Here is an 8,714-nt window from a genome sequence, read left to right on the forward strand (position 1 = left end):
AGTTAAGGCCTGCGAAGACCCCCCAGGAAAGCCTAAATGCCATAACATTACGCAAAAGAGGCATTTTTGGCTCGAAAGCAGTAATTTATTTTTACCCTATGTAGGTTATGCCTCAGTAGCTCAGTAGGTAGAGCGAGTGGCTGTTAACCACTAGGTCGAAGGTCCGAGGTCATCCCTTTTCTTAAAAGAAAAGGTCTAACAACCCCAAAAGAACTGAATGGTGGATATCCTTCCTGAGGCGCTTTTTTACATCTGCGATAGGGTTAGTTGTTTTGTGAGGTCTGGCTTTCTTTAGAGAAGAAATGATGCTTTGATATAATTTCTATATCTGGGCTAGCTGCCATTTTTCTTGCCCGACAAAATGACAAACTTGCAATCCAACCTGTAAGGAGGGTTGGCCCTTTCATAGTCTTCCGTAACCTCTGACTCAAACATATTTGTTTCGTAATTCCTGAAGATGCTCTTTAGAAGGCACTTCGCCCTTTCCATTGTATATAGCGGCTCGTCTCCAAAAGTGATTAGATTTCCTTCAGGGGATTTTCGCGTTATATCTGCTGCAAAGTCAATAATGACTTTTCCATTTGGCTTGAGCACCCTGTCCATCTCTGCAAATATCTTCTTTAAGACTTCCTTTGGAAAAAGATGCAGGGTTCCGCTGCAAAATATCCCATCAAAATAATGGTCTTCAAAGGGAAACTTCCGGGTTATGTCAAAGGTTTCAGTGCAAAGCTTTGCCCTAAACTTTTCAGGCGTGTTTCTCCGCAATTTACAAAGGGCGCTTTCGTCAATGTCGCAGGATATAACTTTCTTGGCTTTCTCAAGCAAAATGGAGCTGTATCGACCGTCACCGGCAGCAAGGTTAAGCCAACTTCCGGAAATCTCTGTCCCTAACAAAAAATTCAGCATGTCGGGGTCGCCCTTCCCCCAGATTGAGACATCTCCGGTTCTGGAGTAGTCTATTCCCTCGGAAAAAATATAATTTTCATCATCCGGCTTGCATATTTTTTTCGACCCCATAATAGCATCGTGGGCGCAGATAAATTATTTTTGAGGGATGGGAAAAATAGTAAAATGCGCAGCTATATCGCAGTGCCAAGCCCTACTTTCAGGATTTCCAGGAACGGGCTGAAAATCATCACAGATATTACAGCAATCAATATGTAGAGAAGCCCCCCAACGAGAAGGTTCTTTCCAATGGAGTTGTGAAGGCTTATTTTGTCTGTTCCCCTGAGGATTCCGTTCATAAACCAGGAAAGAATTATTATCGTCTCTATCGCATATATGCCGACTGCAAACTGAAACATGGCCGGGGACATCTCAACCTTCTTGAAAAGTGTAAGAAGCCCCGCGTAGCCCGAAACCGCCTGGTTTGCGGAAAGCGCTCCTATCTGGTAGCTCAGAAAATTCATCATCTGGACGATCATATAGGTAATGACGCTCATTATTGCGCAGATAAGGGGAAGGAGAATTTTCGCCTGCATGCTCATGCCCCCAAGTATCTCGGAAAACTTGTCCTGGATGTTTTCCTGAGTCCTGTGAATGTCGGAAAGATACTTGGAAATGGAAATCATGATCTCAGCAGAAATCTTTGTGCCCTTTTTTGATGAATCGGTCACCGCCTTGAGTACAGAGCGAATTAGCTTTGATGGAAAGTACCTTATCGCACCCTCATTTTCATCAAATATCGCCCGCTCGAAAGTCATGCCCCGGTAGTTTATGTTCTGCATTACCTTGTCGATGAGCTTTACGGAAAACTGTCCCCGAAGAGTTGGCGCAATCTTCTGGAGCGCGACTTCGATGGGTATGCCCCTGTCTATCTCCTGGCCAAGCCCAAACAAAACCTCCCTGAACTCATCCTCCATCTCGAGAATCTCCTTTCGGAATTTTATTTTCTGGAAAGAGTTGAGAAGGAAATACGAGGAAATGGAAAGGAAAAGACCAAGGACGATAAAGTAGGACAGGTATAGCCCCTGGTCTATTATCGCGCCTCCCGATAGCCCAGTTGCGCCCATAGCCGCTCTCTCCTGTGCGGTAAAGTACTTATTAATGTCCTCTTCGGAAGCGATAACCATGTACTCGTAATGGGTGCAGGCAAGATAAGCGAAGGGCAGAAGAATCAAAAGCGCAGGAATAAGAGAGCGGATGTTTATGCCCTTGAAGGAAAACATGTTCTGGGGTGGGATATTTGGATTCAGGGAGAGGTCCGGCTCCGGCAAGGTTACGACCCTCTGGTCAAGTATGTTCTTTATGACAAACAAAAGAGTCATCGGGAGGAGAATATCATAAAGCCCGAAAATCACCTCCGGAGGAATATTCTCCAGGAATATCGTGATAATAGGAAGCATCGTAAGGACAAGTATTGGAAGAAGTATTCCAAGCGCGTTTACAAGTGTAATTGGGGATTTAAGCTGAGTCACGTAACTGTTTGACCTTTCGTCCAGTGAGTCAAGGATAATCTTAACTGACTCATCGAGAAGCTCAATTCTTCTGTTTCCTGAGGTATAGAGGGAATATACTATCGAGTTAATGGAATCCGAAAAAGACCGGAAAGTGGTCTTCCACTTCTGGGAAAAAGCAAGAATCCCCTGCTCCATGGAGTCGTAAGTTCCTATGTGAACGTCCCACATCAGCTTTTTGAGGTCAAGGGCAAGAGGCCCTGTAATATTTGAAGCAGAAAACTTCACGGCTCCTTCAAGGTTCGGGTAATTTCTCATGAAGATTACCATGTGAAGAACCATCATCACTATTTCAGACCCGACTCTAAGCTCGTATATTTTCTTGAGGCGGAAAGGGTATGTGTAAAGGTAATAGGAAAGGCCAGCCACAACGCAGAAATAAATTACCGCCATGGCTAAGGTGAAAAAGCCCATTACCACCAAAAGCCCGCCGGCAAAAAACAAAAGAGCGCCCAGAAGGAAAGTAACCGACAGCACGCCTCTCGGGGTAACGCTGATGTGCGCAAACTCTATTGCCTCCTGCAGCTTCTCTTTTGCCTTCTTATCCGGGTCAAGGGGAAGAATTTTTTCCGAAAAGTTTGCCGCCCGCTCGTAAAGAGACTTTGGAAGAGTGTTCATCTTCTCCTCATCCTGGAATATTTCGTACTGAAGGGATTTTATGTCAGACCCACCGCCAATTTCAGAATCAGGAATCTCATACTTGTCCTTTGCAGAAGAAGATGCTCGCGACTCTCTTGAATCCTTAGAGCCCATAACTAAATAGGTCAATGACTAATACGGAGTTTTCCTCTGGATAATCAAAGGGTAGCAATTGAAGATTTAACATTTGCAGACTGCCATGGTCGAGCTAAAGGCATCACTCCTGCGAAATGTTGTCTTTCGGCTGGCTGAAAACAATACGGCAAAACCCGCAGTACTCTTTTTCCAATTCCTCCTTTGGCACTGGGTGCTCAAAAATCTGTTTAGCAAGCGCCTCAACCTTTTCCCTTGCCCCGGGAATTTTCTCAAGCTCCTTGGTTTTCTTTCCCCTTGCAGCTTTTCGGTAAAAAGCGATTGCCGGCTGGGTGAGATATATCCTCTCAGCCGCCTCCTGCTGGGTGAGGCCTCTTGAGGTAAGCTCCTTTGAAAGAAGCGCCCTGATTGCGGGAAGGTGCTCCCTCACAAAAGTTTCGCACTTCATAACTATTATTGGCTCGCTATATTTGATTAATTCCTGATTCAAAATAACCTAGGTCAAACGCCCTTTCAAGTATTGGATATGCGCCTGGTCTGCCAATTTCCCTTAGTTTATCCGCAGTAGCACTTAAAAAATACTTCCTGTCCCCATTTTCGCCCGATCCGAGTTCCCCTGCCTTGCTCCAGTCTATAATTACCGGCCGGCGATCTGTTTCCCTGACAATAACATTTCCAAGGTGAAGTCCTTATGCCCAATCAGCTTGCCGTTAATGATTGTGGCATACTCTCCAAGGGTCTTGTATATTGAGTTAAGCTCGATAAGCCCCCTGTTGAAATCTGACTCCAACTGAAGCTCAATGTACTCTCCAAGCCGCGGACCGTTCACTCTCTCTATCTTGACTGCCCAAAAACCACGAGGAATGCTTCTAGAGTCAACTGCATAGATGTCAGGCACAATTCTCGATCCGCTTTTTACCAATTCAATATACCCCGGCACTACCGGAAGCTCAATAGTCTCGTTAACAAGCTCAACTCCTAGTTTCCTTGGCTTAACCCATTGAAGAAAAACTTCCTCTCCTTTCATTAAAGGATTTATAAAAATAGCTACTTATAAGTATTCACTTACTAAAATGCGCATAAATCAGCATCGCAGCAGACCAGGTCTGGTCTGCAGAGCCGCCCGGCTTTCCGTCAGGGCCTATCCACTCGGGAAACCTCCAGTTCTCCATCTCACAAGACTTGACAAGAGAATCGAAAGCCCGTTCATATGGCCTTTTTTCCTTCTTTAATGCGGCTATGTAAAAACCGCCAGCAAAAGGCCAGATTCCTCCGTTATGAAAGTTCCCAGGTTCCTGAAGGCATGGCAGGTCCGTCCAGCGGAAGTAAAAATTCCAGAAAGGGTCGTACCTTGAGATTGCAGGGTGAAGCACCTTTATCGGGTAGGGCTTATTCACAAGCTCAGACTCTATTGCATCGAGTATTTTTTTCCGTCGGTCTTTTGGCGCGACATCGAAAAGAACTGCCAGTGTGTTTGCGAACGCGTCAAAGCGCGGGTCGTATGTGCGAAAGCCAAGCTCAGCAAGGTAGAAATTCCGCTCTCCTTTTTCGTTTGACATCACGGTTTCCACATCCTTTTCAAGCCCTGTGTGGCCATAACGCGTTCTCACTTCCTCCAGGGATTCCTGTGTGGGCCACAGGAACATGTTTATGTGCTCACGCAGGTTTTCTGCAATCCAGCCCCACTTCTGCTCAAACCCCAAAAAGCGGTTTATTTCGTCAGCGTCCTTAAGCGCCTTGTATAGAAGGACATTGTCATAGAGTACCCTTCCAGACCGGAGAAGCATATCCATCCAGTCGCTTCCAAAGTTAGTCTCAATCATCCAGTCGCTGTTCTGGTCAAGGCAGATTGCCCAGCCCATTGCATGCTCGACCCGTTTGTGGTGCTCCTTTAAAAATGCCAGGTCTTTTGTGCTCTTGAAATAATTCCAGGCCGCTATCGGGTACCACAAGCTTGAATCAATGCACCCTCCTTCGCCAAAGCAGATTTTCTTCCCGTCAGGAGTTACCTTATTTGGCATCTGGCCGGTGAACCTTTGGAATTTTGCAGCAGTCTGTATGCATGCTTTTGCGATTTTTTCCAGGCGCGCATCGCCCGATAGGGATAAGCCCATTGACGAAATAAGCCCGTCCCTCACCCAAAAATCAGGATAGTAATATCCGGCCTTTAGGCCAATGCCAATATCATTCTTAAGCAAAAGCTCAGATGCCTTCTGGACAAAAACTTCCGGCATATATTATATTGCCTGCAGGTAATACTTATAGCTCAAAGGTAAAACGCGCGATAGAACTTTTCGACCCCCTTTACCACAATTCCATTAAGGTACCGGGAGTCGTCTCTTTTCCTTGAAATTGACTCGATAGTTTCAAACTGTGCGTCAAAGCGAAGGCCGCAGCGGTACTCCATTTTAAGAAGCTCCTCTGAAAGATATTTGGGGCCTAAAACCATAAGAGCCACTTTTTTTACAGGCATTATCGAAAAGTCCAGGACAGATACCAGTTCAGCATCCAGCTTTTCAAGTCCGGAAAGGCAGGAACTGATTTCGCCAGGCGTCCTCTCATGGACACTTCCGGAATCCTGCACCTTTCTTGCCTTCTGGGACAAAATTCCCATTGAATCTGTGTAAAACCGGGACTTTGACTCAGTAGTATAGTGGACAAAACCCAGAAATGCAAAATCAGAATGGTAGTTTGGAAAGGCGACTATTACATTCCCGTATCTCTTTGTGCCAACAATGCCTTTTTCGCTTAGCGACTGGACTGCAGAATGAACCCTCTCATAGGAATAACCGCACTTTTTCTGTATTTCCTTAAGCGTTTTAAAATGTTTTTCGGGAAACAAGCTCACCAAAACGCCAAGCTCGTTTGGGGGCAGCACCATAATGTAGCAATAGTATTATTATTTCAATAGGTTTACTGAAATTTCATTAGCGCCAGAATATATATATGCTAAGTTAGATAGTTATGAACTCTGAGTTACGCAAAAAAGACTGCGCTGCCTGTGCAGGCAAGTTTGCAAGAATAACCTTAAGCTTACTTCTCATTGCATCGGCAGCATCACTTTTGGCAATCCCGGCAATAGCGGCGGAAAATGTTTCCGACACCATTAACATTACCGTGCAGGTCGGCTCAAAGACTATCGTTGTAATTGACCCGGACACGCTTTCCTGGACAGGCGCTCAGGCAGTAGACCCTGGCAGGGAGGGTGTCAGCAAAGAGATACAAATAGAAAACATGGGCTCAACAAACATCACCCACCTCTGGGCAAACACGACCTATGAAACAGCACCCCCCTTCGGGACGGGTGTCGCGGCAAACTACAATGCAGGAAACTTTGTGGCGCTTAGCAAGACAAACGGAACAAGCGACTATTACTACTTCGTAAACCGCGTTGAGTACAATGAAACCCACCCGGATATCTACCTTACACTTCCTGCAAGCTGGGAGGGCTATGGACGGTTCAGGGACGGCGGAAAGGAATACTTCTGGGCGGTTGTTCCAAACACAAACTGCACCGACGGAACCTTCTACATAGGAAAAGAGCCACATAACGAGACTCAGTCCGGAACGGTTGATATCTCGGCTTGCGACGCAACCCTGAATGACTCTTCGGGAGGTCAGGCCTGCAGAAGCGGCACACTTACACCCAACGCAGAGGGAACCTGGGGCTACGCACTTCAGGTATATGTTGGCTCTAACGCGGAATACCACAACTACTCTGTATCCGTCAATGCAGACTGCAACACAACAATGTTCAGCCACTGGAATAAAGACGCGCCTGGAGGAACAGCAGCGGGAAGCCACATAGACTACCTGTCCTCTACGACGCTTTACCCTGGCGCTGCAGCGATAATGTACGCAAAGGTAAAGGTTGCTTACGGCACCGCGGCAGGTAATATCGCGCAGGGGCAGCTCACGATAATTGCCGAGTCGGCATAGCTCATTTTATTTTTTGAAGTATTATCTGAACTTGCCAGACGGTACAAAAACACAGCTTATCGATATTTCAATAAGCTTATTGGAAAGTATATAATCCGAAACTATATATATAGACATCTAAATATATGTATGGAAAAAAGGTCCAGCAACATACTTTTAGCAATAGCAATACTTGCAGCCACTATTTGTTCCCCTGCACTTGCAGTCGACTGGAACGATACGGAAACGGCAAACGTCTCGATAACCATATCAACAAAGACAATGGTAAACATCGACCCCTATCTTCTGACCTGGAATGCATTGGAACCGGGAAGCATTGGAAACTATTCCAATGAAGCCAATGGGTACTTTGCAATACAGGTAGAAAATATCGGTTCACACAACATCACCTACATATGGTTCAACGCAAGTTACCCGACAGCAAGGCCATTTGCAACCGCCAGTGCCCAGAATTATGACGCAGGAAACTTCATAGTAATCGCAAGAGAACCAGCGGGCGGAGCAAACTCCAGCAACTGCAATGACCTAAACAAATACAGCGACTTCAAGTTCCCTAACCTTGTTGAATATCCTGAAGTAAGAGCGCTTGTTTACGTAAAAGATGACGCAGGAAACATGCCACCCCAAAACAGGGACTACGGAAGGTTCAGGTTTGCAGACGAGGAATACTTCTGGATGATAAGTAACGCAACAGACTGCGGCGGCGGAAGCTTCATGATTGGTAACAATGCCCACACGGAAGCCACAACCGGTACAGTAGACTTCCAGGCGGCAAACCACGTGACAGTTTCCCTCAATGCGGCAGGTGAAGATGGATGGTGCTACGGAACAGTCGGAGCAGGGCACAACCTTACCGGATACGGAGTCCTTGTGCAAAATGCCACATCAGGCGCGACAAGAAAGGTCATGCTTGTTTGGTGGAACAAGGATGCAATAAACTCCGGAAGCGTAGGCACTTACTTCTGGAACACAACGAATGACGGCCCAATAGTCCCAGGAAACTCAACTGCAGCATGCATAAAGGCCTATGTGCCGTACGGAGTTAACGAAGGAACCGTAAAGGAAGGCGTTATTACAGTATTTGCAAGCAGCGCATAATTGCTTTTTGTTTTTTTTCTGGTTTGTTTATTTTTTAGCTTAAGCTATCAGAGCTAACTAAACTATATGAATATTAGTTTATGAATAGCAATATTCAGACACACAAAATCAAGATTTCTGAAGTAAAGCGGGAAATTCATAAGGCGGTGCTAGGTCAGGATGCCGTAATTGATGACGTGATAAAGTGCTTGCTGTGCAACTCGCACGCGCTTCTTGAGGGAGTTCCGGGCGTTGCAAAGACCCACCTGATCAAGTGCCTCTCAGAAACGATAGAGGGGGCTATTTTTTCCAGGGTGCAGTTTACGCCGGACCTTCTTCCAAGCGACATTACCGGAGTCCAGATTTACGAGGAGGCGCGCGGGTTCTACATACGAAAAGGCCCCATCTTCTCAAACTTTACACTGGCTGACGAAATCAACCGGGCGCCTCCTAAAGTGCAGGCAGCGATGCTCCAGTGCATGGCTGAGCGGCAGGTTACTATCGGCACCA

9 protein-coding genes and 1 tRNA gene are annotated in these 8,714 nt (G+C 46.2%); 4 read left to right on the forward strand and 6 right to left on the reverse strand.

What is annotated here, in order from left to right:
• Positions 1–109: 109 nt before the first annotated feature.
• A tRNA-Asn gene (locus JW727_06965) sits at positions 110–241 on the forward strand.
• Between the two features lie 92 nt (positions 242–333).
• On the opposite strand, the gene JW727_06970 is transcribed toward JW727_06965, so the two are convergent.
• From JW727_06970 to JW727_06995, 6 genes are all read right to left on the reverse strand, one after another.
• On the reverse strand, positions 334–1,017 hold the full coding sequence (locus tag JW727_06970) for a class I SAM-dependent methyltransferase (GenBank protein ID MBN2095760.1): 684 nt from the start codon (positions 1,015–1,017) through the stop codon (positions 334–336).
• A 62-nt stretch (positions 1,018–1,079) separates the two neighbouring features.
• Entirely contained in the window at positions 1,080–3,209 is a 2,130-nt protein-coding gene (locus JW727_06975; GenBank protein ID MBN2095761.1) for a hypothetical protein, read from the reverse strand.
• A gap of 103 nt (positions 3,210–3,312) precedes the next feature.
• The gene (locus JW727_06980) at positions 3,313–3,636 is read right to left on the reverse strand and encodes a hypothetical protein (GenBank protein ID MBN2095762.1); all 324 of its coding nucleotides are present in this window, start codon (positions 3,634–3,636) and stop codon (positions 3,313–3,315) included.
• Between the two features lie 189 nt (positions 3,637–3,825).
• Complete coding sequence (locus JW727_06985; GenBank protein MBN2095763.1) at positions 3,826–4,215, reverse strand: hypothetical protein; 390 nt, start codon at positions 4,213–4,215, stop codon at positions 3,826–3,828.
• A gap of 34 nt (positions 4,216–4,249) precedes the next feature.
• Positions 4,250–5,422, reverse strand: a complete 1,173-nt coding sequence (locus JW727_06990) for a hypothetical protein (GenBank protein MBN2095764.1) — start codon at positions 5,420–5,422, stop codon at positions 4,250–4,252.
• Between the two features lie 32 nt (positions 5,423–5,454).
• Positions 5,455–6,069, reverse strand: coding sequence for a hypothetical protein (locus tag JW727_06995; GenBank protein MBN2095765.1), 615 nt, complete (start codon positions 6,067–6,069; stop codon positions 5,455–5,457).
• Positions 6,070–6,152: 83 nt separating this feature from the next.
• On the opposite strand from JW727_06995, the gene JW727_07000 reads away from it, so the two are divergent.
• From JW727_07000 to JW727_07010, 3 genes are all read left to right on the forward strand, one after another.
• On the forward strand, positions 6,153–7,127 hold the full coding sequence (locus JW727_07000; protein ID MBN2095766.1) for a hypothetical protein: 975 nt from the start codon (positions 6,153–6,155) through the stop codon (positions 7,125–7,127).
• 129 nt (positions 7,128–7,256) lie between these two features.
• The gene (locus JW727_07005; GenBank protein MBN2095767.1) at positions 7,257–8,225 is read left to right on the forward strand and encodes a hypothetical protein; all 969 of its coding nucleotides are present in this window, start codon (positions 7,257–7,259) and stop codon (positions 8,223–8,225) included.
• 80 nt (positions 8,226–8,305) lie between these two features.
• A partial coding sequence (locus JW727_07010) for an AAA family ATPase (protein ID MBN2095768.1) occupies positions 8,306–8,714 on the forward strand: 409 nt, incomplete at its 3' end.

It is taken from the genome of Candidatus Aenigmatarchaeota archaeon (assembly GCA_016932615.1).
Classification (GTDB): Archaea; Aenigmatarchaeota; Aenigmatarchaeia; order QMZS01; family QMZS01; genus JAFGCN01.

Coding starts and splice junctions, on each gene's coding strand:
- JW727_06970 (MBN2095760.1), bottom strand. CDS start 1,017: ATGGGGTCGAAAAAAATATGCAAGCCGGATGATGAAAATTATATTTTT.
- JW727_06975 (MBN2095761.1), bottom strand. CDS start 3,209: ATGGGCTCTAAGGATTCAAGAGAGTCGCGAGCATCTTCTTCTGCAAAG.
- JW727_06980 (MBN2095762.1), bottom strand. CDS start 3,636: ATGAAGTGCGAAACTTTTGTGAGGGAGCACCTTCCCGCAATCAGGGCG.
- JW727_06985 (MBN2095763.1), bottom strand. CDS start 4,215: ATGAAAGGAGAGGAAGTTTTTCTTCAATGGGTTAAGCCAAGGAAACTA.
- JW727_06990 (MBN2095764.1), bottom strand. CDS start 5,422: ATGCCGGAAGTTTTTGTCCAGAAGGCATCTGAGCTTTTGCTTAAGAAT.
- JW727_06995 (MBN2095765.1), bottom strand. CDS start 6,069: ATGGTGCTGCCCCCAAACGAGCTTGGCGTTTTGGTGAGCTTGTTTCCC.
- JW727_07000 (MBN2095766.1), top strand. CDS start 6,153: ATGAACTCTGAGTTACGCAAAAAAGACTGCGCTGCCTGTGCAGGCAAG.
- JW727_07005 (MBN2095767.1), top strand. CDS start 7,257: ATGGAAAAAAGGTCCAGCAACATACTTTTAGCAATAGCAATACTTGCA.